Annotated in this window: 19 protein-coding genes and 2 other annotated features; of the genes, 18 read left to right on the top strand and 1 reads right to left on the bottom strand. The window is 32.6% G+C overall.

Going from position 1 to position 23,138, the window contains the following annotated elements; translation table 11 throughout:
- Positions 1-51 precede the first annotated feature (51 nt).
- From pepV to C3E88_RS11415, 14 genes are all read left to right on the top strand, one after another.
- The gene (pepV, locus tag C3E88_RS11480) at positions 52-1,449 is read left to right on the top strand and encodes a dipeptidase PepV (RefSeq protein ID WP_236910327.1); all 1,398 of its coding nucleotides are present in this window, start codon (positions 52-54) and stop codon (positions 1,447-1,449) included.
- A gap of 96 nt (positions 1,450-1,545) precedes the next feature.
- Positions 1,546-1,689, top strand: a sequence feature (ribosomal protein L20 leader region).
- 1 nt (position 1,690) lies between these two features.
- Positions 1,691-2,218, top strand: a complete 528-nt coding sequence (gene infC, locus C3E88_RS11475) for a translation initiation factor IF-3 (RefSeq protein WP_236910335.1) — start codon at positions 1,691-1,693, stop codon at positions 2,216-2,218.
- An 18-nt stretch (positions 2,219-2,236) separates the two neighbouring features.
- Positions 2,237-2,437 carry a 50S ribosomal protein L35 gene (rpmI, locus tag C3E88_RS11470; RefSeq protein WP_236910326.1) on the top strand — a complete coding sequence of 67 codons (201 nt, stop codon included), beginning with the start codon at positions 2,237-2,239 and terminating at the stop codon, positions 2,435-2,437.
- A 40-nt stretch (positions 2,438-2,477) separates the two neighbouring features.
- Positions 2,478-2,828, top strand: coding sequence for a 50S ribosomal protein L20 (gene rplT, locus C3E88_RS11465; protein WP_236910325.1), 351 nt, complete (start codon positions 2,478-2,480; stop codon positions 2,826-2,828).
- 105 nt (positions 2,829-2,933) lie between these two features.
- Positions 2,934-4,277, top strand: a complete 1,344-nt coding sequence (locus tag C3E88_RS11460) for a TrkH family potassium uptake protein (RefSeq protein WP_236910324.1) — start codon at positions 2,934-2,936, stop codon at positions 4,275-4,277.
- A gap of 14 nt (positions 4,278-4,291) precedes the next feature.
- Positions 4,292-4,948, top strand: a complete 657-nt coding sequence (locus tag C3E88_RS11455) for a potassium channel family protein (protein ID WP_236910323.1) — start codon at positions 4,292-4,294, stop codon at positions 4,946-4,948.
- Between the two features lie 3 nt (positions 4,949-4,951).
- A complete protein-coding gene (locus tag C3E88_RS11450; RefSeq protein ID WP_236910322.1) occupies positions 4,952-5,749 on the top strand; it encodes a TrmH family RNA methyltransferase in 798 nt (265 codons plus the stop codon).
- A gap of 108 nt (positions 5,750-5,857) precedes the next feature.
- Positions 5,858-6,880, top strand: coding sequence for a phenylalanine--tRNA ligase subunit alpha (gene pheS / locus C3E88_RS11445; RefSeq protein WP_236910321.1), 1,023 nt, complete (start codon positions 5,858-5,860; stop codon positions 6,878-6,880).
- A gap of 20 nt (positions 6,881-6,900) precedes the next feature.
- Positions 6,901-9,294: a phenylalanine--tRNA ligase subunit beta gene (gene pheT / locus C3E88_RS11440; protein ID WP_236910320.1), complete on the top strand. Its 2,394-nt coding sequence runs from the start codon at positions 6,901-6,903 to the stop codon at positions 9,292-9,294.
- 100 nt (positions 9,295-9,394) lie between these two features.
- On the top strand, positions 9,395-9,964 hold the full coding sequence (zapA, locus tag C3E88_RS11435; RefSeq protein WP_236910319.1) for a cell division protein ZapA: 570 nt from the start codon (positions 9,395-9,397) through the stop codon (positions 9,962-9,964).
- A 4-nt stretch (positions 9,965-9,968) separates the two neighbouring features.
- Positions 9,969-12,392 (top strand): DUF3656 domain-containing U32 family peptidase, encoded by a 2,424-nt coding sequence (locus C3E88_RS11430; RefSeq protein ID WP_236910318.1) that lies wholly within the window; start codon positions 9,969-9,971, stop codon positions 12,390-12,392.
- A gap of 15 nt (positions 12,393-12,407) precedes the next feature.
- Positions 12,408-14,786 carry an endonuclease MutS2 gene (locus C3E88_RS11425; protein WP_236910317.1) on the top strand — a complete coding sequence of 793 codons (2,379 nt, stop codon included), beginning with the start codon at positions 12,408-12,410 and terminating at the stop codon, positions 14,784-14,786.
- Between the two features lie 53 nt (positions 14,787-14,839).
- Positions 14,840-15,042, top strand: a binding site (T-box leader).
- Between the two features lie 40 nt (positions 15,043-15,082).
- Positions 15,083-16,783 carry an arginine--tRNA ligase gene (gene argS, locus C3E88_RS11420; protein ID WP_236910316.1) on the top strand — a complete coding sequence of 567 codons (1,701 nt, stop codon included), beginning with the start codon at positions 15,083-15,085 and terminating at the stop codon, positions 16,781-16,783.
- Between the two features lie 11 nt (positions 16,784-16,794).
- A complete protein-coding gene (locus C3E88_RS11415) occupies positions 16,795-17,760 on the top strand; it encodes a hypothetical protein (protein WP_236910315.1) in 966 nt (321 codons plus the stop codon).
- 47 nt (positions 17,761-17,807) lie between these two features.
- On the opposite strand, the gene C3E88_RS11410 is transcribed toward C3E88_RS11415, so the two are convergent.
- Complete coding sequence (locus C3E88_RS11410; RefSeq protein ID WP_236910314.1) at positions 17,808-18,008, bottom strand: hypothetical protein; 201 nt, start codon at positions 18,006-18,008, stop codon at positions 17,808-17,810.
- 130 nt (positions 18,009-18,138) lie between these two features.
- Here C3E88_RS11410 and C3E88_RS11405 point away from each other — a divergent pair, with 130 nt between their 5' ends.
- Genes C3E88_RS11405 through C3E88_RS11390 form a run of 4 tightly spaced genes read left to right on the top strand, consistent with a single transcriptional unit; the run spans position 18,139 to position 22,782 of the window.
- Positions 18,139-19,959 (top strand): B12-binding domain-containing radical SAM protein, encoded by a 1,821-nt coding sequence (locus C3E88_RS11405; RefSeq protein ID WP_236910313.1) that lies wholly within the window; start codon positions 18,139-18,141, stop codon positions 19,957-19,959.
- On the top strand, positions 19,956-20,714 hold the full coding sequence (locus C3E88_RS11400) for a hypothetical protein (RefSeq protein WP_236910312.1): 759 nt from the start codon (positions 19,956-19,958) through the stop codon (positions 20,712-20,714). Before C3E88_RS11405 ends, C3E88_RS11400 begins: the two co-directional genes overlap by 4 nt.
- A gap of 12 nt (positions 20,715-20,726) precedes the next feature.
- Positions 20,727-21,857: a tetratricopeptide repeat protein gene (locus C3E88_RS11395; protein WP_236910311.1), complete on the top strand. Its 1,131-nt coding sequence runs from the start codon at positions 20,727-20,729 to the stop codon at positions 21,855-21,857.
- Between the two features lie 13 nt (positions 21,858-21,870).
- Complete coding sequence (locus C3E88_RS11390; RefSeq protein WP_236910310.1) at positions 21,871-22,782, top strand: bifunctional enoyl-CoA hydratase/phosphate acetyltransferase; 912 nt, start codon at positions 21,871-21,873, stop codon at positions 22,780-22,782.
- Positions 22,783-23,138 lie beyond the last annotated feature (356 nt).

Below are 23,138 nucleotides of genomic sequence, written 5' to 3'. Positions count from 1 at the left end.
AAACCATAGGTGAAAAAGAAATTATTTTTAAAAATCAAAAGAGGTGATACTATGGAATTTATCAAGCTGATAGATAGCTATGAAGAAGATATTGTGAAATCTACACAGGATATCGTAGCTATAAAAAGTGTAGAAGAAGATGCAAAGCCTAATATGCCTTTTGGAGAGGGACCATATAAAGCATTACAATTTGCCCTGAATTTGGCAGAGGAGATGGGATTTGATACAAAAAATTTAGATAATTATGCAGCTCATGCAGACCTAGGTGATGGCCAGGAGGTAGTTGGGGTTTTGGTGCATTTAGATGTAGTACCAGAAGGAGATGGATGGACTTATCCTCCTTATGGTGGAGAAATTCACGATGGGAAAATATATGGTAGGGGAACTGCGGATGATAAGGGTCCAGCCATTGCTTGTATGTATGCTATGAAGGCACTAAAGGAATCAAAGGTACCCTTAAGTAAGAAGATAAGGATAATATTTGGAACTAATGAGGAGACTGGTTGGGGCTGTATGAAACACTATTTTGCTCATGAAAAAGCACCAGATATGGCATTTACACCTGATGCTGAGTTTCCAGCTATATACGGGGAAAAGGGTATAATTGTATTTGACTTGGTGAAAAAATTAGATTCTAATAACTGTGGTGATATAGTAGTAAAAGGCTTAAAAGGTGGCAATGCTCCTAATATGGTACCAGATTACTGTGAGGCAGTATTGGAAGTAAAAGAACCTTCTGTAATAGAAGAAAAATTAGATGATTTTATTGAAAGAACAAAATACCCACTATCTATGGTAAAAGATAAAAATAGGGTAAAGATAATTGCAAAAGGAGTATCTGCCCATGGGAGTACGCCGGAAAAAGGTGAAAATGCTATTAGTTACCTAATGAGCTTTTTAGGGGAAATACTAGATGGCGAATGTGATGTATGTGAATTTGTAAATATGTATAATGGAAAGATTGCTTTCAAACATCATGGGGAAGGAATTGGCTGTGGACTAGAAGATGATGTTTCGGGGAAATTGAATTTTAATCCTGGTATGATTAGATTGAGTAACGAAGAAATTAAGTTGACTATAAATGTTAGATATCCTATTAAGAGTAGTTCAGAAGAAGTATACAGTGGCATTAGGAATAACCTAAAGGGAACAGGTATTCAATTAATAGAAGGTAAAGAGGACACTAAACCTTTATACGTACCTAAGGACAATTTTTTAGTTAAAAAATTGATGGATGTATATAGAGAGCAAACAGGAGATAAAGATAGTGAGCCAATTGCTATTGGGGGTGGAACCTATGCAAGGGCTATGGAAAATGCTGTAGCTTTTGGGCCAGTTTTCCCTGGACAAAAAGAAGTAGCTCACCAAAAAGATGAATTTATATCTATTGAACATCTGATGAAAATAACCAGGATATATGCCCATGCCCTGTATGAATTGGCTAAATGATCGTTTAGGACAAAAACATAATACTAGGTAATAAATATAAAAAATGTTTGACAAAATATATATTCTAACATATAATATCTATGGTAAGTAAATAAATAAGACAAGTAGAAGTGTCCGCTTCTCACCTTATAGCTGAGGCTCATAAGGTTACAATAATTAAACTAAAATGTAGAATAGTATAGACTATTTTATTTAATGTTGACTATTAGCGGGTACTTGTACCCGCTTTTTATTTTAAAATATTAGGAGGTGCAGTAATATTAAAGAACTTCAAATTAATGAAGAGATAAGGGAAAAAGAAGTAAGACTTATTGATGTCAACGGTGATCAAATAGGAATAGTGCCAACCAGAAAGGCCATAGAAATTGCCTATGATAGAAAATTGGATTTGGTAAAAGTCGCTCCAAACGCTAAACCACCAGTATGTAGGATTATGGATTATGGAAAATACAAATATGAATTAGCTAAAAAGGAAAAAGAAGCTAAGAAGAATCAAAGGGTAATCAATGTAAAAGAAGTAAGGATGAGTCCAAACATTGAGGAACATGATCTGAATGTAAAGGCGAGAAGAGCTATGGATTTTCTAAACAATGGGGATAAGGTTAAAGTTAGTATAAGGTTCAGAGGAAGAGAATTAGGGCATACGGATATGGGTAAAGAAGTTTTGCAAAAATTTGCCGAGATAACTTCTGAACATGGAGTTATAGATAAAGCCCCAAAGATGGAAGGAAGAAATATGATCATGTATCTAGTTCCCAAAACTGAGTAAGTAGAGGAGGTAAAAGATATGGCAAAAAAGAACAAGATGAAAACTCATAGAGGAGCAGCAAAGAGATTTAAAAGAACAGGGACAGGTAAACTTAGAAGGTATAAAGCTTATAAAAGTCATAAAACTGGGAAAAAGTCTCCAAAGAGAGTTAGAAACTTAAGAAAACCAGCTTTAGTAAGTAAAAGTGATCAAAAAAGAATCGATTCACTATTACCATAATAGATGAACTAGAAATATTCAAATGAAGGAGGTACTTTAAATGGCAAGAGTAAAAGGTGGAGTTACTGCTAGAAAAAGACATAAAAGAGTGTTAAAACAAGCAAAAGGATACTATGGTGCCAAGAGCAAATTATATAGACCAGCAAATCAAGCTGTTATGAAGTCTTTGAATTATGCTTATTCAGGACGTAAACAAAGAAAGAGAGATTTTAGAAAGCTTTGGATTTCAAGGATAAATGCAGCAGCAAGACAAAATGGAATGAACTATAGTACATTTATCAATGGACTTAAAAAGGCAAATATTGAAATCAACAGGAAGATGCTATCAGAGATGGCAATTCACGATCCAGATGGTTTTAAAGAATTAGTAGAAATTGCAAAGGGTATGTAAACTAAAAGTTCCGGGTACGGAGCTTTTATTTTTTCAAAAAACTGATACTTTAAGGCTGTTTATGGTACAATATTTGTGGTTATGTAATTATAGGAGGCCTTTTATATGACATTTGTTAGAAAACATTTAAATAGATTGGAATTAAATCCACCAAGGTTTTTAGTAGCAGGCTTTGGGGCCTTAATAATATTGGGAGCAATATTGTTGAATTTGCCTATAGCGACTAATGATGATGCAAGTATTGGATTTATAAATGCCCTATTTACCTCTGCCTCAGCAGTTTGTGTTACTGGCTTAACAGTTGTTAATACTGCTGAGTATTGGTCCTTGTTTGGCAAAATAATCATATTGATTCTAATCCAAATAGGCGGTTTAGGATTTATGACATCTGCTACTATTATGGCGCTTTTAATAGGGAAAAAAATAAGCTTAAAGGAAAGGTTAATAATCAAAGAACAGTTAAATCAAGATGCATTATCTGGTATGGTTAGATTAACTAAATATGTTATATTATCGACCTTTATGATAGAAAGCATTGGTGCTATTTTTCTTTCAACAAGATTTATTCCTAGATTTGGCCTTGCAAAGGGTATATGGTTTTCCATATTTCACGCCATATCTGCATTTTGTAATGCGGGATTCGATATAATTGGGAATAGTATGGTATCTTTTGTTGGTGATTTTACAATTAATATTACAATTTGTCTATTAATTATAATTGGGGGTTTGGGATTTTCCGTATTAATTGATATTTCAAATAAAAAGAGTTTTAAAAGGCTTAGCCTCCATTCAAAATTGGTTTTAAGTATTAGTTTTATGTTGATACTAATTGGAATGCTGATAATTTTTGTTGTAGAAAGAAACAATCCAGACACTTTAGCAGAACTTTCTAATGGAGAAAAAGTCTTGGCTTCTTTTTTCCAAGGGGTCATTCCTCGTACTGCTGGATTTAACTCTATAGATATATCTAAGATATATGACACTACTGCTTTTATAATGATTATACTTATGTTTATTGGAGGTTCTCCTGGCTCTACAGCTGGAGGTATTAAAACCACTACTTTTGGTGCTACCCTATTGACTACTTTAGCTGTAATTAGAGGGAATAAAGATGTAGTAGCTTTTAATAGGAGATTAAATCAGGATATAATAAATAGATCCTTGGCTATTGTTAGTATTGGTCTGATTCTGATTTTGACAGTATCAATTGTACTAACAATTACTGAAGAATTTTCTTTTTTAGATGTGCTCTTTGAAACCACATCAGCTTTTGGAACAGTTGGATTGACAAGAGGCATAACCCCTAACTTATCAGATGTTGGTAAACTGGTGATTACATTAACTATGTATGCAGGTAGGGTAGGACCCTTAACCATGGCTTTTGCTTTTGCACAAAGACAAAAGCAATCCCTATATAGGCATTCTGAAGAAAATATTATAGTTGGATAGAGAGGAGAAAGGATATGAAGCAGTTTGTAGTTATAGGTTGTGGTAGATTTGGTTCGAGCGTTGCAAAAACATTATATGATTTAGGACATGAAGTATTGGCCATTGATTTAGATGAAGAAAAAGTCCAAGAGATATCTGATAGTGTAACTTGTGCGGTACAAGCGGATGTTACCGATGAAAAGGTGCTAGCTGAACTAGGTATTAGAAATTTTGATGTGGTTATTGTAAGCATAGGTTCAAACTATCAGGCTTCAATAATGGCTACTTTAATAGCTAAGGATTTAGGTGTAAAAAAAGTAATTGTAAAAGCTCATGATGAACTTCATGGAAAGGTATTATCTAAAATTGGAGCTGATAGAATTATTTTCCCTGAAAGGGATATGGGAGTTAGAGTTGCTCATAATTTAGTATCTTCAAATATTTTAGATTTTATTGAACTTTCTCCTGATTATAGTATATTGGAAATTGCTGCATTAGATAAGTGGTCAAATAGGACATTAAAGGAATTAAGGCTTCCGACAAAATATGGTATCAATGTTATGGCTATAAAACGAGGGGATGATATAAATGTTTCGCCTTATGCTGACGATATTATCCTCGAGGGCGATGTGTTAGTAGTAATAGGGAGTACAAAGGATATTGAAAAATTAGAACAGAGTGTTGGTGAATAAATTATGACAAGTATTACTAGTCCTTCAAACCCTATGATAAAGGAGATAAAAAGTTTATATAGGAAAAAGGATCGATGGATAAAAAAACGGTTTATAGTGGAAGGTATAAATATAGTAGAAGAATGTATTGATAATAATTATCCTGTTGTCAATATCGTATATTCGGACGAATTGTTAAATGTAAAAGGTGGAAAGGAGCTTTTTAACAAAATAAGCTCTGACCCTAGAACAATTCACGTTCCAAATAAATTATATAAAGAAATATCTAATATAAAAAACCCCCAGGGGATAATGGCTATGGCAGAGTTTAGAAGCAATTCAATAGATGAATTGGATTTAAATAGGAATTCATTTATATTGTTATTAGATAGACTTCAAGATCCAGGAAACATGGGAACTATAATAAGGACTGCTGATGCTTTTGGAATCGATGGTATAATAGTGACGGAAGGTTGTGTGGATGTATATAATCCTAAGGTAGTTCGTTCAACTATGGGTTCTATATTTAGGGTGCCAATATTTCATGAGCCCGATGAAGTGTTGACTATTGAAAGATTAAAGGAGAAAGGAGTAAGGATTTATTCCACTTCATTAGAGGGCAGTCAATATATTCACGAAACTAACTTTCAAGATGCTTCGGCGCTTATTATTGGCAATGAGGCCAGTGGAGTATCACCTTATCTTTATTCTGTCTCGGATCGTTTGATAAAGATACCTATGGTAGGGGAAGCAGAGTCTTTAAATGTGGCTATAGCATCATCAATAATAATGTATGAAGCTATGAGGCAACGTAGTCAATAAACCTTGTGTTTTAAACATATAGGTGGTATAATTTATTAAATAGTTTGGACCTTTTTACCTGTGTCTTTAAGGTTTAGGTCTTGTTTTTTATCAGAAAGGAGCCTTGTGATGAAAGAACAGTTAAAGAGTATTAGGGAAGAAGCTTTAAATAGTGTAAAATCTATGGACAATTTAGATAAACTTGAAAATATTAGAATAAAGTATTTAGGCAAAAAAGGTGAGCTAACATTACTTCTTAGGGAAATGGGAAAACTATCTAAAGAAGAAAGACCTGTTATTGGCCAATTAGCCAATGAGATTAGAGGAGAGATAGATGAAGAACTTTCCCTAGCTAAGGAGAGGATAAAAGAGGAATTAAAAGCCGAAAGGATTGAAAGGGAAAAAATTGATATCAGTATATCTAAAAGGAAAAGAAATTTAGGTCATCGGCATCCTCTTGTAGCTACTATAGAGGAGTTGGAAGATTTGTTTATAAGCATGGGCTTTAGCGTGATAGAAGGGCCAGAAATTGAAACCGTCGAGAATAATTTTGATGCATTGAACTCACCAGAAAATCATCCCTCTAGAGATTTAACAGACACCTTCTATATAACGGAGGATATTTTACTTAGAACCCATACATCTCCAGTACAAATACGCGCAATGAAGGAGATGGAACCACCACTAAGGATAGTATCTGCAGGAAGAACCTTTAGGTTTGATGATGTGGATGATACCCATTCGCCTATGTTTCATCAGCTAGAAGGATTGGTTGTAGATGAAAATATTACTATGGCTAATCTAATGCATACTATCGACATATTCATAAAGGAATTGTTTGGAAAAGATATGAAGACTAGATTTAGACCTCATTATTTCCCATTTACAGAGCCTAGTGCGGAAGTGGATGTGTCTTGCTTTGACTGTAAAGGAAAAGGATGCTCGGTATGTAATGGAACGGGATGGAGTATGGAACTTTTAGGCTGTGGCATGGTACATCCAAAGGTATTAGCAAACTGCGGGATAGATCCAGATAAATATAGCGGTTTCGCCTTTGGTATGGGGATAGACAGGATAACCATGGTAAAGTATGGAATAGATGATATACGACTATTATTTGAAAATGACAATAGATTTTTAGAACAATTTTAAACAACTTGAGGAGGAATAAAATGCTATTACCAGTGAAATGGCTTAAAGATTATGTAAGCATAGATGATGGCTCTAGGACATTGGCAGATAAACTTACCTTGTCTGGTTCTCATGTGGAGTCAATCATCTCTTTAGATAAAGGCATTAATAATGTAGTAGTAGGTAAAGTATTAAAAATAAAAAAACATCCTAATGCAGATAAATTAGTTATTACCAATATAGATGTAGGAGAAGAAACTCTACAGATAGTGACTGGGGCTACGAATCTAAAAGAAGGGGATTATGTACCAGTAGCTCTAGTGGGGGCAAGGCTTTCAGATGGTAATTACATAAAGAAATCAAAACTTAGGGGAGTAGATTCCTATGGTATGTTATGCTCCTTAAGGGAGTTGGGTTTTAGTGACAATGTTATACCAAAATATCAAAGAGATGGAATATTTGTTTTGAGTGGAGATTACGAATTAGGTACTGATATTAATGATGTTTTAAATTTAAAAGGGGAAGTAATTGAATTGGAGATAACCCCTAATAGGCCTGATTGCTTGAGTATCATTGGTATGGCGAGGGAAGTAGCAGCTACCTTTGATAAAAAGCTTGAGTTGCCTAGCGTTAAAGTTTCACAAGAGGTGGAAAATATAGATGATTATTTAGAATCTATAGAAGTAGATGACAAACTTTGTAACAGATATTATGCTAGGATTATTAAGGATGTGAAGATTGCAGAGTCCCCATTATGGCTTCAACTTAGGCTGATGGAAGCTGGTGTAAGGCCTATAAACAATATTGTAGATATTACCAATTATGTAATGCTGGAATACGGTCAACCTCTTCATGCTTTCGATATGGATAAATTAGAGGGGAGTAAGATTTTCGTAAGATCAGCAAAAGAGAGTGAAAAACTAAAGACTATCGATGGAGTTGAAAGAACCCTTTCATCTTCAAATCTTGTAATAGCTGATGAGAAGGAGGCTATTGGAATTGCAGGTGTAATGGGGGGGATGGATACTGAAGTTACAGATGAAACAACTACCGTACTATTGGAATCAGCAAATTTCAATAGTAAGTCCATTCGTTTAACCTCTAAGGGTTTAGGATTGAGGACTGAAGCTTCTGCACGTTTTGAAAAGGGGATAGATCCAAACTTATGTAAGGTAGCAGCGGAAAGAGTTTGTCAGCTAATTGAGGAAACTGGTGCTGGTACTGTTATAGAGGGCAATATAGATGTTTTTAATAATCCTATTGAACAAAAGATTATTGAGTTAAGACCTGAAAAGGTTAATAGACTTCTTGGAACCGATTTATCTACTGATAAAATGAAGCATTACCTTGAAAGGTTGGAATTGATAGTCTCTTTAAAGGACAATAGAATAATAGTTGAGGTACCTTCCTTTAGATTGGATATAAACAGTGAAGTAGATTTAATTGAGGAAGTAGGAAGGTTGTATGGATTTCATAATATAGAGACAAAGCCTTTAGTGGGGGTATTGACCAGAGGGGAAAGACCCTACGAAAAGATAGTTGAAAACAAGGCTAAGTCGATATTACAAGGCTTAGGGCTTAATGAAGTATTAACGTATTCCTTTGGCAGTCCAAAGGTATATGATAAGATGAAAGTAGAAACTGATAGTTCTTTGAGAGACTATATAAGGATAATGAATCCTCTGGGAGAAGACTATAGCGTAATGAGAACTACTTTAGTTCCCAATATGTTAACCTTGTTAAGTAGGAATTATAATTACGGAGTAAAGAAATGTTTTGTCTATGAGATTGGGAATATATTTATACCGAGAGATCTCCCAGTTAAAAAATTGCCTATTGAGAAAAAGATGCTATCTATTGGTATGTATGGTTGTGGAGATTTTTATGATATTAAGGAAGTATTAGAAATACTTTTTGATAGATTAGGAATTAACGATATAGAATTTTCACGGGAAGAAAACAATCCAACCTTCCATCCTAATAGAACTGCAAAGGTAATCTACAAAGGAGAAAATATAGGTGTTGTAGGGGAAATATTTGTAGATGTGATGGAAAACTTCGATATAGATCAGAGGATCTATATGGCTTATTTAGATTTTGATAAATTAGTTAAAGAGGCAGTTCTTGATAGAAAATATAAACCATTGCCTAAGTATCCTGCTATTATGAGAGATATTGCAGTTGTTGTCGACAAGGATGTTTTAGTTGGAGATTTAGAGAAGATTATTTGGCAAAACAGTGAAAATCTAATCGAAGCTGTTGAGCTATTCGATATTTATGAAGGGGATCAAATAATAAAAGGAAAAAAGAGTATTGCTTTTTCAATAACATATAGGTCCTATGAAAGAACTTTAGTAGACGATGAAGTAAATAGAATACAAGATAATATAATAATGGATTTGGAAAATAAATTTGATGCGAAGCTTAGAAGATAGGAGTAGATTTTTCTACTCCTTTTTACAAAAAAATGAAGGAAAATGAAGAATTATGGAGAATATTATAAGTAATATAATAAAAAAAGGGAGAGGGTAAGTTATGACGGGAAAAAATAAAATAGACGTCCTTATAGATGGTCGTAACTTTACAGTAATAGGGGATGGTTCAGGAGAATATATACGTGGTTTAGCTGCTTTTGTAGATGAAAAAATCAAGGAGATGTCGAGCAAAAATGACAAATTAAGTGCTTCTATGGCAGCAACCTTAGCAGCATTAAATATCACTGATGAATTGTATAAGACAAAAAAAGAGTTAAATAGTTTAAAAAATGAGGCCAGAGCCCCTATGGAACAATATGATACCCTTGTGAAACAATTGGAAGAAGCTAAAATAAAGATAGAAAAGTTAGAAAACAGCTGTAATACTTATAAGGACGATTTATTGATAATTAATAGGGAAAATGAGAATCTAAGTAGAAATGTTGAACAACAAAATCAAGCATTAACGTTAAAAGAAAAGGAACTTCAAGAAAGTCAAAAGATGATTAAAAAACTTCAAGACAAAATATTCGACAATCAAATTGAACTAATAGAGATTAAAAAGGAATTGGAAGAAGCCTTAAAAACCTATGAAAGTGAAACAAATATATTTAGCAAGGAGGAAGTATAATTAAGTGGTAAATGAAAATATAGAATTATTAGCTCCTGTGGGTAGTATGGAATCCCTGTATGCTGCTGTTCAGAACGGCGCTAATGCCGTTTATCTAGGGGGGAAGATGTTTAGTGCAAGACAATATGCCAATAATTTTGATGATGATGAATTAAAACAAGCTGTAGAGTATGCACATCTAAGAGGTGTAAAGATATATGTTACGGTAAATATATTAATTGATGATGGAGAAATGAAGGATACCTTAGACTATATTAAATACCTATATGAAATAGATATTGATGGGCTTATTGTACAGGATTTAGGTCTTGCCTACTTGGTCAGAAGGGTATTTCCTGATTTTGAATTACATGGAAGTACTCAGATGACTGTAAATAACTTACCAGGAGCTATTTTTTTGAATAAAGTTGGCTTTGACCGGGTGGTTTTAGCTAGGGAGACACCTATAGATGAAATAAAATATATACATGCTAATTCAGATATTGAATTAGAGGGATTTATTCATGGAGCGTTATGTGTATGCTATTCGGGACAATGTTTAATGAGCAGTATGTTGGGGGGAAGAAGTGGCAATAGAGGTAAATGCGCCCAACCTTGCAGGATGGCCTATAGCTTTGTGGACTATTCAAAGGGAACGATAGTTTTTGATCGATGGAAAGAAAAACATCTTCTTAGTCCAAGAGATTTGAACACATTGGATTATATTGATGATATTATAGACAGTGGAATAATTTCGTTAAAAATTGAAGGCAGAATGAAAAGGGCTGAATATGTAGCTACAATAGTAAAAAACTATAGAAATGCTTTGGATATAGGAAGGGATTCTATTACTGAGAAAGATAAAAAAAACATAACTCAAATATTTAACAGAGGATTTACCAAAGGATATATGTTGGGGGATTTTGGTAGAGAAGCCATATCCTATGAGAGACCGGACAACAGGGGCGTTTTTATAGGCGAGGTTGTTCAGGTGGTCGGAAAGGATGTTTATATAAAACTAATGGATAAAATAAAAAAAGGGGATGGTATTGAACTTGAGACCTCTAAAGGGAATTATGTTGGGAAGTTAGTGGACTTTAATGGAGAGGCTGGTAAGGTAATAATCATTGAAAATATGCCACATATACCTGTAGGTTCTAAAGTATATAAGACCTCTAGTGCTGAGCTACTAAGGTTAGCAAGAGAATCCTATGAAGGGGATAATATTAAATATCCCATTCGTATGGAAGTTAATATATCCATAGATGAATTAGCTAGCTTAACTCTTATATATAAAGACAAGAGGATAAAAGTTCAATCTAATAATCCAGTTGAAATAGCTAAAAAAGTAGCTTTGACAGAACAAAAAGTAATAGACCAATTATCCAAGTTAAATGATACAGTGTATTATTTGGACGATATACAGATTGAATTAGATGAAAATGCTTTTATGGCGGTAAGGGATATAAATAAATTAAGGCGTGATGCTATAGAGATATTGGATAATATGCGAAAAGACTTTAACAAGCGTATACCAATATCAAATATGGACTATGGTAGAACAATCGACAAATATTTTATACTTGAGAATAGAAGTTTTCAAATTAAAAACAGAATATCCGTAAGTGTGAGGAACAAAGAACAATTTGAGCAATTAAATTTAAATAAGTTAGATAGGCTTTATATTGGATTTGATGATAGTTTAGAAGAGACTATATCAAAGGTTAAATCTCAAGGGAAGGAAGTTTATCTATTGACGGATAGAATCCTTTATAGAAAGGATTTAGAGGTTCTAGAGGATAAAATATCACCTATAGTCAATATAATAGACGGCATTTCCGTAGCCAATATAGGTACATTGCAGTTTGTAAAAGATAATTTCGATATTGAGATTCACGGGGAAACTGGATTAAATCCTTTTAATAGTTACACTGTTGAACTTTTAAAGGATTTTGGGGTTAAAGGGATTACATTGTCCCCTGAATTAAATATGAACCAGATAAAGAAAATAGTGAAAATGGATTCTATCATATATGAAACTATTGGATACGGTTATTTACCTCTTATGATTACAAAACATTGCCCCATGGCTTTGGTTAAAAACTGTCAAGATGATGGGAATTGCAATACTTGTCCTTACAGTCAAGGATACGGTATTAGGGATAGAAAGAATATTGATTTCTATATGGAAAGAAGGAAAGGAACTACTACAATCTACAATTCTGTTCCACTGATGATATTAGATAATATACATCAGGTATATGACAATGATATAGATATGATAAGATTGGATTTTACCTTTGAAGAGGAAAATATAAGGGAAATTCAAGAGATATACTATGATTATGCTAACAAAACTATATCAAAGGATGTAGTTGACAAATATATTAATGATTATAGGAACAAGAACCATATAACCCGAGGCCATTATTACAGAGGGGTTATATAGGATTGAGGTGATCAGATGGATAATAAAACTTACAAAGTGTTAGAATATGATAAAATCGTAGAAATGCTTGTACAAAAAGCTGAATCACAATTAGGTAAAGAAATGGCTAAAGCTATTAAAGCTTCAACTGATATTAAAGAAGTTAAATATCTGCAAAGGGAGACGAAAGAGGCTTTAGGCTTATTAATTAAAAAGGGGACTCCTCCACTATATGGTATTTATGATATTTCCCATGAATTGAAAATGGCTGAAATTGGTGGGGTATTAGGTCCTAGTTCTTTACTTAAGGTTTCAGATTCACTAAGGGTAACTAGGAGCTTAAAGAGGTATATGAAAGGGATAAAGGATCAAAGTGCTCTAGACTATCCAATAGTTCAAGGATTAATAGATGATCTAAGAACCTTTAAAGAAATTGAAGATAAGATAAATAATGCTATTGTTGGGGAAAATGAAATATCCGATAATGCCAGCCCAACCCTTAGAAATATTCGCAGACAGATAATAAGTAAAAATGATTCTATTAGAGATAAGCTAAATTCTATTACTAGTTCTTCAAAATATAAGAAATACCTTCAAGATAGTATAGTTACCGTAAGGGAAGGTAGGTATGTAGTACCAATAAAACAGGAGAACAAAAGTTACTTTCCTGGTATCGTGCACGATCAATCATCCAGTGGTGCTACACTGTTTATTGAACCTATGGCAGTAGTGGAACTAAACAATGAATTAAGAGAACTAGAGATAAAAGAAAGAGAAGAAATAGAGAGGATATTAAGAGAACTATCTAGTTTGGTAGCAAAAGAAGGGGAGACTATTAGAAACAATCAAAATATATTGCAAAGATTAGACTTCATATTTGCCAAAGGTAAATTGGCTTTAGATATGAAAGGGACTGAACCAAATCTTAATGAGAAAGGCTATATTAATATTAAACAGGGAAGACATCCCCTATTAAAGGTTAAAGAGGTAGTTCCTATTGATATATATATTGGTAATGATTTTAACACATTGGTCATTACTGGACCCAATACTGGTGGTAAAACAGTAACTTTAAAAACCGTGGGGTTATTGACTTTAATGGCCCAAGCTGGCCTTCATATTCCAGCAGATTTTGATTCGGAAATAGGGGTGTTCGATCAAATATTTGCAGATATAGGTGATGAACAGAGTATAGAGCAGAGCTTAAGTACTTTCTCATCTCATATGACTAATATAGTCAATATATTGGAAAATGTTGAGTACAATAGTTTAGTATTGTTTGATGAATTAGGAGCTGGTACAGATCCTACCGAAGGGGCAGCTTTGGCTATGTCTATACTAGACCATCTTTTAGAAAGAAATATAAGGACCATAGCTACGACTCACTATAGTCAATTAAAGGTCTATGCATTAACAACCGAAAGAGTCAAGAATGCTTCGGTAGAATTTGATGTGGATTCACTAAGACCTACCTATAGATTGCTAATTGGTGTACCAGGAAAATCTAATGCTTTTGAGATTTCCAAAAGATTAGGACTACAGGACTATATAATAGATTATGCTAGAACCTTAGTTTCCAAAGAAAATGTAGAGTTTGAAGATGTATTACAAGCTATAGATAAGGATAGGAAAATAATAGAGGAAAACCGATTTGAAGCGGAAAAATTAAGACATGAGGTTGAAAAACTTAAGGAACAGTTAGATCAAGAAAAGGAAAAAACTCAAAAATCCAGAGAAAGGATCATATTAAAAGCAAAAGAAGAAGCAAGGAGTATACTTAGAATCGCTAAGGAAGAGTCGGATAGTATAGTATCTGAACTTAGGCAGATTTCCCATGAAATAGAAAAGGATAAGAATAAGAAAATTCATGAATCTCAAGAAAGATTGAGATCGAAATTGGACGATGTGGAAAAGTCTATATCCGACGATGTACTGAATGTAAAATCTAAGGAACCGCCTAAGAACCTGAAAGTAGGTGAAACAGTAGAGGTATTATCCTTAAATCAAAAAGGCAGTGTATTGGAATTACCAGATGAAAATGGAAATGTACTTGTACAAGTGGGGATTATGAAGGTAAATGTCCATATTTCAACTTTAAGAAGAGCAGAAGAAGAGGAATTAGATAAGGGACAGATAAGCACAAAAAATATAATAAGAACAAAATCAGCAAATGTACAAAATGAAATTGATTTAAGAGGCAAAAATTTAGATGAAGCTTTACTTGATTTAGACAAATATATAGATGATGTGTATATAGCAGGTCTTAAGGAAGCCTATATTATCCATGGTAAGGGTACTGGAGTGTTACGTAGCGGAGTTAATTCATATTTAAAAGGTCATAGACATATAAAATCCTCAAGAATAGGTAAATATGGTGAAGGTGGTGATGGTGTTACGGTTATAGAGTTAAAATAGCTCCTTGAAATATTTTTATTAATATTGTATATTATAGATTAATAAATCAATATATAAATTCGTTGAAGAAGAGAGTAGAGTATATATTTTGTCACAGCGAACTGGAGATGGTGAGAGCCAGTACAATATTATATTTGAAAAGAGCTTCTGAGAATATATCTGAAATATTATTAGGATATTACGCTGTTAGCGTTATAAACTTCGAGTGGGTTTAAGCCAACAAGAGTGGTAACACGGGATAGCTCTCGTCTCTTATAGAGATGAGGGCTATATTTAATATCAAAGGAGGATTGAATATGATAGATTTCAAGAAAGAAGTAGTAAATTGTATTTATGAAGCAGAAAATAGCTTACCTAAAGATGAAATAGAGGCATTAATCGAAGTTCCACCAAGTTATGACATGGGGGATTATGCTTTTGCCTGCTTTAGATTAGCTAAGGTATTTAGAAAGGCACCTAATATGATCGCAGAAGAATTGACAGAGAAAATTCAAGGAGGAGAGTATTTTAATAAAATTGAAAATGTTGGTCCCTATATCAACTTTTTTATAAACAAGGAAAAACTAACGGAAACAGTGTTAAATAGCATAGTAGAAAGAGAAGAAAATTTCGGCTCTTCAAATATAGGAAAAGGAAGGAAAGTATTGGTTGAATTTTCATCACCAAATATTGCCAAACCTTTTCACATAGGTCATATTAGAACCACTGTTATAGGAAATTCCCTATATAAAATATATAAGTTTCAAGGTTTTGATACAGAAGCATTAAATCATTTGGGGGATTACGGAACTCAATTTGGTATGCTTATTGCAGCATATAAAAAGTGGGGAGATAAGCCTACTATCGAGAAAGATCCCATAAATGAGTTGTTAAAACTATATGTTAAATTTAATGCAGAAGCTGAAAAAGATGAAAAGTTAAGGGATGAGGCAAGATATTGGTTTAAGGAGTTGGAAAACAAAAACGAAGAAGCTTTGGAACTTTGGCAATGGATAAGAGATATGAGTTTAAAAGAATTCAACAAGGTATATGGCATGCTAAACATCGAATTTGATTCCTTTAATGGGGAATCATTCTATTCAGATAAGATGCCAAAGGTTGTTGAAAAAATGGAGGATAAAGGCTTATTAAAAGAATCTGAAGGTGCATCTATCATCGATTTAGAGACTTATGGTATGCCACCAGCATTGATAAAGAAAAGCGATGGATCAACTCTTTATATTACACGAGACGTGGCAGCAGCTATTTACAGGAAGGAACATTATGATTTCTATAAAAACATCTATGTAGTAGCATCGGAACAAAATCTTCATTTTAAACAGTTAAAAAAGATATTAGAGTTAATGGGGTATGATTGGGCCGAAGATTGTATTCATGTTCCCTTTGGTATGGTAAGCTTAGAAGATGGTAGTTTATCAACTCGTAAAGGTAGAGTTGTATTTTTAGAAGATGTATTAAATAAGGCAGTAGAAAGCACTTTAAAAATTATGGAAGAGAGAAATCCAGAACTTGAAAGCAAAGAAGAAGTAGCAAAACAAGTAGGCGTAGGGGCAGTAATATTCCAGGAACTATTCAATGGTAGAATAAAGGACTATGTATTTAGTTGGGATAGAACCCTTAGCTTTGAAGGAGAGACAGGTCCTTATGTTCAGTATACCCATGCTAGGGCCAATAGTCTTCTTGAAAAAGGAGAATTTAGTTTAGGTGATAAAGTAGACTATGCTTTGCTAAAAGAAGATGATGAGATAAACTTGATTAGATTGTTATACAAATTTCCGGAGGCAGTTTTAGATGCAACTTATAAATACGAACCATCTTTTATCACAAGACATGTGGTTGAAATAGCTAAGGCTTTTAATAAATTCTACAATTCGTGCCCTATTTTATCAGTAGAACAGGATCTAAAAAAGGCTAGATTGACGTTGGTGTATGCAACCAAAACGGTAATTAGGACTGGTTTAGCTTTATTAGGTATAGAAGCTCCAAACAGAATGTAGGAGAGGATATAATGGAAGACAGAAATATTTTAAAGCCCTTGATATTTGCTTTTAATGAGGATATTAGATTAAACGATGGTCCATCCCATGTTACGGATTTAATGGTTTTAACCATTAAATCCCTTGTGCCCTCTGAAGACTATGTAGGAGTGTATATAGATTACAAGAGATTTAACGAAGAGATGAAACTATGGAAATACTATAGACATGGAGATAATATTGCCTTATTAAATATACTAGGCAATATGGATTCGCATATATATTGGGATAAAAAAGATGACACTGCCTATTTTCGAATAATACCTATTGTATTGTCCAATAAGGATTATGCTTATATACGAAGAGAAGTAATAAAAAACCTGTTGTTCACTACAGGCAATATAGAAACATTAATTGAGGGAATTTTATTATCTAAGTTATTGTATCTCTTGATTAGAGAAGAAGAAAATGCAATAGAGGAATTAAAAAAAGAGCTGATCGATTTTTCCCAAATTGAATTTATTGAAGAATATATTGACTATATTAGAATTTCTACGGAAACATATCCGGGGAATTTCACGGTAAACTTTGAACAATATAGAATACATGGACTAAATGTATTAAATTTTTCTCATTCCAAGTACTTTAAAGTATTGACGGATTGCCTAGAAATTTTTATAAAAGGGGAAGAGGCGAATACATTATTTGGCAAGTGTATAAGCCCTTTAATGGCAGATCTAAAACATGAAAGCTATAAAGAGGATGACTTTTATTTTGAATTATGCAATTATGTGAATAATTTAAGAAAAGGAAGGATAAATCCTCAATCATTAAAAATAAAAAAGTATTATCTGCCTGATGTATTTCAATACGATGTAGGAGATGAGTTTTACCATTCACTGTTAAACCAATCTAGGGTAATCAAAAAAGAAAAGATAAATAATAAGACTATCTTACACTTAAATACCAAATCTGGTATATATAAGCTTGTAAATTAAACCTTCCCAAGGGAAGGTTTATTTCATATTGATATTTTATTTAAGGATTAATAGGAATCGTTTAAATAGGCTAAGAACTCCTCTTCACTACTTTCAGATAGAGAAGCCAGTTCCTTTAAAATACTATCCCTTAATGCCAGAAATGCATCAACTTTAGTATTAGTACCAGTATATTCAAGGGCTTCTATGATCATTAGCATATCCTCTTTAGACATTTCTTGAATAGAAATTTTGTCGAATTTTCTCATCAAATAACTCCTTTCATAAAATATTGTATTAACTATATTCTATACTTTTTTTGAGAATCCTTCAATATGACAATAGAGTATAAATTTTTCATGGGCCATGTGAAAACTATATGGTGGAGTTTAGAATAGATTGTGCTATAATGGAGATAGTTTAAAAAGAAAGGTTGAAAATATGAGGACCATACTTACTACATTAAATTCAAAATATATTCATACTGCATTATCAATAAGGTATTTAAAGGCTTACTCTGAGGATATTACGAATATTGAATTGATGGAATTTACCATTAATCAAAATATAGATTATATTGCTGGTGAAATATATAAGAAGAAACCAGATGTTATAGGGTTTTCTACTTATATTTGGAATAGAGATGAGACCCTAAAGGTGTGCCAAATCATAAAATTAATTGATCCAGATGTAAAAATCATCTTGGGAGGACCAGAAGTATCCTTTGATGGACAGGAATTAATGGACAAATATTGGTATATCGATTTTATAGTATATGGTGAAGGGGAGGCAACCTTTAGAGATCTATTAAGTAGTATATTAACAGAAAAAGGGGATTACAGTTCTATAGATGGATTGATTTATAGAGATAATGATAGAATAGTCAAAAATCCTCCTAGGGAACTAATTCAAAATCTAGATAGTATTCCATCTCCTTATAAGGAAATTGGCCATGAGTTTAAGGATAAAATAGTATATTTTGAAAGTTCTAGAGGCTGTCCATTCAACTGCCAATTTTGCTTATCATCCACTATAAAAGGTGTGAGATATTTTAGTATAGACAGGGTTAAGGAGGACTTAGAAAGATTGATTGACGCCAAAGTCAAACAAGTTAAATTTGTCGATAGAACTTTTAATGCTAATAAGGAATATGCAATGGAAATAATGAGCTTTATAATGGACAAAGATCCAAATAATATCAATTTTCATTTTGAAGTTACAGCCCATCTTTTAGATGAGGAGATGCTTAATTTCCTGAAGGGAGTCAAAGAAGGTTTGTTTCAATTTGAAATAGGGGTACAATCGACTAATGAAAGAACATTAGAAACCATTGGGAGAAGAACTGATCTAAATAGATTAGAAGAAGTAACCAAAGAGATAAAAAGTTATAAAAACATACATCAACATTTAGACTTAATTGCAGGACTACCCTATGAGGACTATAGCAGTTTTAAGGGTTCTTTTAACGATGTATACGATATTAAGCCAGAAAAAATTCAGTTGGGTTTTTTAAAGCTTTTAAAGGGTTCTGGTTTAAGGAAGGATAAAGAAGAGTATGGATTTAAGTTTTTAGATGTACCACCTTATGAAGTACTAGAAACAGATCATATAAAATATGAAGAAATGCTAAAATTGAAGGGTGTAGAGGATTTGGTAGAGAAGTACTACAATGAAGGATATTTTGAGCATTCTGTAGAATATATTATAAAAAATCACTATAACAACCCCTTTGAATTTTATGAGGATTATTTAGATTATTGGCAGTCAAAAGGATTTCATAGGATATCCCATAGTAGAAATAGGTTGTATGAAATATTGATGGACTTCTGTAAGTATAAACAGTTTCTAGACATAAATATTATTATCGAGGTATTAAAATATGATTATATATATAATCATAAAAGTCCTAACATACCGAAATTTTTCAATAGGCAGGAAGTGATGTTCATTCAAAAGAATAAGCATGATATATTAAAAGATGAAAGTATATTGACTGATTATCTACCAGATTATAAGGATATGGCTACTAAAAGGATAATTAACAAAATTCACATTGAAAAATTTGAGATTGATATAATCAATTTAATTGAAAACAGTTATTTTGTTGGAGAAAGGATGCTTAGGGATAGCTATATTCTATTTGACTATAGAAGTGGAGTTATAAATAGATGTTTATCCTATGATATAACTGATTATATTTTAAGGAGTGACATGAATTGAACTTAATAGAAGATATTATCTTGGTAAATAAAACTACTTTTAAAAAGAGCATAAAAAGCTTCCAAAAAAATTGGGTTATAATATTTACAGGATTGGCCTATACATTACTAAACATGCTAATGTTAATCCTATTAAATACTTTTTTTAGAGGACCTTTATATATACTAGCAGGGTTTATAATGGCTATTGTTAGTAGTAGTCTAATATCTAACTACTTATACCTATTGTCCAATATTATAAGCTACGATAGGATAACTATAGATAATTTCAAAGAAGGATTTAAATACTATTTGTGGAAGGTATATGGAGTGTTTTTTATTGCTTGGATAGCCAGCTATCTATTGTCTTTGTTAACCGGTATAGCTGGAACAAATGCTGAGTTGTTAAATCGAATAGTAGGAATCGTAATATTGATCGGATTAAATCCTTTGCCTGAAACCATATATCAAAAATACTATTCTCCTTATGAAAGCATCCAGTATGCGTTTGATTTCATGAAGGGAAATTGGTTAAACTGGTTAGTACCCAATGTTATATTTTATATAGCATTATATTTTCTTACAGGAAGGGTTATAATGGATATATTTACGACTCATTTAAGCTTTGGGCTAGATTTAAGTCTAAAGGGGCTAGGAATTTATCTTTTAGGTCAAATACTATTTTCTTTTACTATGATATATAGGGGGCATTTATTTAAACTATTAAGTACTAGTACCCGAAGGAAAAGAATGTATATGGATAAATTTTATGATTAAGTAGGTGATGCTATGAATGTTGTAGATGAATACTTCGTTAAAAAAACGGACAAGATTTCATTTGTGGAACTTAGGGCTGGTTCCAATATACGGATAAGGGATTATACTATCGATGATGATCTTCCCCTTCCTATAATAATTGACACTCTGATAGGGGAAATCCAAAAAGGGAATATTTATGAGGAAATTAAAGTATCTCATATAATAGATGGAATAATATTTATCTTAGGGATTGATACTAATTTTAAATTTAAAGAAGAATATGTGGAACTACTATATGAATATGAACCAAATATTGAAGATTATATTATGTATAGAGGTTTAAAATATATAGAGGCTAAAAATTTAGAATATGGAGCGGTGTTCTTTAGGTCATTAGTAAATATCAATAATAAAAATATTAACGGTATATTTAATTATGCCTTATCTTTAGAGAACCTATCTATTAAATTTGCAGAAAAGGGTGAGACTGAAAAGTCTATAGAGTTTCTACTAGAATCTACTAGAAGATTAGAATCTATATTAGATATTTCTGAGGATTTTCCATTGGCTTATTATAAACTAGGATATCATTATAAGAATTATGAACAGTTTATAAAGGCTAAGTTAATTTGGGAGAAATATATTAATATGGATAAGGACCTAGAAAGAATTCAAGAGATAAGGGAACAGATTGAACTTATAGATGATGATGCAGATTTTGAAGAAGGTGTAGTAAGCTTATCTAATGGAGAATATTCACAGGCATTAGAAAAACTTTTAGGCTTGTGTTCTAAATATAAAGAATGGGGAAATGTTTTTTATTTAACAGGTTTAGCATATAAGGGACTAGGAGACTATGAAAATGCCATAGATTATTTTTATGAAGCAATAGACTTAGATTTTCAAGATGTCAACGTTTATAATGAATTGGGGATTTGCTTGTTTGCATTGGGATATGCAAATGAATCTATAGATATTTTTAATATAGGTATAGAGCTAAATCATATGGATTATAGAATCATATTTAATAGGGGGTTAGTGTACTTACAATTAGGGGATATAGAGAAGGCTACAGAGGATATTGAAACTGCTTATAGATTAAATCCCAATGATGCAGCTGTTGGGGAGCAGTTTAATAAGCTTAATTATAAAAAACATTAGGGGAGGTTTTTATATGGCTATAAAGAAATTGGATCAGCTATTAAAAATGGATTTCCAAAATCGATCTATATTGGCCGTTGTAGCAAGTCAAGATGAGGAAGTTTTAGATGCAGTAGTAGAAGCTCATAAATTAGGAATAATTGAACCTATATTGATAGGTGATAGGGAAAAAACAAGGGAAATTGCATCGAGAAAGAAATTAGACATAGAAAACTTCGAAATAATAGATGAAAAGGATCTAGAAAAGGCAGCTGAAATAGGGGTTAGGCTGGTTAGTCAAGGAAGAGCTAATTTCATAATGAAAGGTTTAGTAGATACTGCTACCCTCATGAAGGCAGTATTAAATAAGGAGTGGGGTTTAAGAACAGATAGTCTTTTGAGCCATGTGATGATATATGATATTCCTACCTATCATAAACTAATATACTTGACTGATGGCGGTATGAACTTGAATCCTACATTAGAACATAAGATTAAAATAGTTGAAAATAGTATCAAAGTTGTTAAAGCTTTAGGTAACCCTACGGTTAAAGTTGCTTGTTTAGCTGCAAAGGAAAAAGTAGATCCAAAGATGATAGCTACTGTAGACGCATTGGAGCTTAAGAAAAAGTCAGAGACAGGATATTTTGGAGAAGAGGTAATAGTCGATGGTCCTATGGCATTGGATTTAGCTGTATCGAAAGATGCTGCGAAAATTAAGAATTATGATAGTCAGGTGTCTGGCGATGCTGACGTATTATTAGTGCCAAATATTGAAATGGGAAATGGCATAGGCAAGAGCATAACCTATTTTGCCAAGGGAAAATCTGCAGGAGTAATTATGGGTGCAAAGGCTCCGATTCTTTTAGTTTCAAGAGCAGATACTTATGAATCTAAACTATATTCAATAGCTTTAGGTAGCGAGGTATCAAAATATATATTTTAGTCAATAAAGCAAAATAAAAAGATAACAATAGCAAATGCTAGAATAACTATAAATTTGAAGAATTATTATCTATAATCAACTTTTTTAAGGATTGAATGGAAGTGAGAAATATGTTAAGTTATCTATTGTCGTCATTAATTCTGGCAAAAACAGAAGGACGATAATGAATGATAATAGCATATATAAATAGCAAATAAAAAGTTTAAAAAAACATTGACAACTAAGTATAAATATGCTATATTAATAAAGCACAACAGATGAACCTAGACAACTAAACAGTGTGAAATACCTTGAGTAACATTTATTAAATAACAGGCAAACTTTTTTATGAGAGTTTGATCCTGGCTCAGGACGAA

It is taken from the genome of Clostridium sp. Cult3 (assembly GCF_021655115.1).
Lineage (GTDB): Bacteria > Bacillota > Clostridia > Tissierellales > Tepidimicrobiaceae > PPXY01.
Note: the sequence above shows the minus strand (reverse complement) of the source record. Positions and strands in the feature narration are given on the sequence as shown.

Coding starts and splice junctions, on each gene's coding strand:
- C3E88_RS11450 (WP_236910322.1), top strand. CDS start 4,952: ATGACAAGTATTACTAGTCCTTCAAACCCTATGATAAAGGAGATAAAA.
- zapA (WP_236910319.1), top strand. CDS start 9,395: ATGACGGGAAAAAATAAAATAGACGTCCTTATAGATGGTCGTAACTTT.
- C3E88_RS11425 (WP_236910317.1), top strand. CDS start 12,408: ATGGATAATAAAACTTACAAAGTGTTAGAATATGATAAAATCGTAGAA.
- pepV (WP_236910327.1), top strand. CDS start 52: ATGGAATTTATCAAGCTGATAGATAGCTATGAAGAAGATATTGTGAAA.
- pheS (WP_236910321.1), top strand. CDS start 5,858: ATGAAAGAACAGTTAAAGAGTATTAGGGAAGAAGCTTTAAATAGTGTA.
- C3E88_RS11460 (WP_236910324.1), top strand. CDS start 2,934: ATGACATTTGTTAGAAAACATTTAAATAGATTGGAATTAAATCCACCA.
- rplT (WP_236910325.1), top strand. CDS start 2,478: ATGGCAAGAGTAAAAGGTGGAGTTACTGCTAGAAAAAGACATAAAAGA.
- C3E88_RS11410 (WP_236910314.1), bottom strand. CDS start 18,008: ATGAGAAAATTCGACAAAATTTCTATTCAAGAAATGTCTAAAGAGGAT.
- C3E88_RS11455 (WP_236910323.1), top strand. CDS start 4,292: ATGAAGCAGTTTGTAGTTATAGGTTGTGGTAGATTTGGTTCGAGCGTT.
- pheT (WP_236910320.1), top strand. CDS start 6,901: ATGCTATTACCAGTGAAATGGCTTAAAGATTATGTAAGCATAGATGAT.
- rpmI (WP_236910326.1), top strand. CDS start 2,237: ATGGCAAAAAAGAACAAGATGAAAACTCATAGAGGAGCAGCAAAGAGA.
- C3E88_RS11390 (WP_236910310.1), top strand. CDS start 21,871: ATGGCTATAAAGAAATTGGATCAGCTATTAAAAATGGATTTCCAAAAT.
- argS (WP_236910316.1), top strand. CDS start 15,083: ATGATAGATTTCAAGAAAGAAGTAGTAAATTGTATTTATGAAGCAGAA.
- C3E88_RS11395 (WP_236910311.1), top strand. CDS start 20,727: ATGAATGTTGTAGATGAATACTTCGTTAAAAAAACGGACAAGATTTCA.
- C3E88_RS11415 (WP_236910315.1), top strand. CDS start 16,795: ATGGAAGACAGAAATATTTTAAAGCCCTTGATATTTGCTTTTAATGAG.